General features: G+C 44.7%; 1 pseudogene. It reads right to left on the minus strand.

From position 1 onward, the window contains the following. Positions 1 to 210 precede the first annotated feature (210 nt). Positions 211 to 293 (minus strand): annotated as a pseudogene (locus tag ACRHNM_RS16575) (M20/M25/M40 family metallo-hydrolase); the annotation flags it as partial.

The following is a 293-nucleotide window of genomic DNA, read 5'->3' on the forward strand; positions in this document are numbered from 1 at the left end:
ATCAGGGCTTCTTCGGTACGGGACAGTTTCATGGCAGATAATTTTGTTCTACAAACATAGAACAATAATTTTAATTCTACAAATGTAGTTTATGTTTTTCCCGGGCCGCCCCTGCCGGAACAAATAATATTGAAAGGATAAAAATTCTCGTAGCTGTTTACCCGTGCGGTTCCCATCCCCGGGCAGTATCCTGCCTTGGGGGATACCGTTCTAACCCCGCGACATTTCCGTAAAGTACCGGTAGAAATACGGGATGGTTTCGATGCCTTTCAGGTAATTCCAGATTCCGAAGT

This window comes from Psychroserpens mesophilus (assembly GCF_050617655.1).
Lineage (GTDB): Bacteria > Bacteroidota > Bacteroidia > Flavobacteriales > Flavobacteriaceae > Psychroserpens > Psychroserpens mesophilus_A.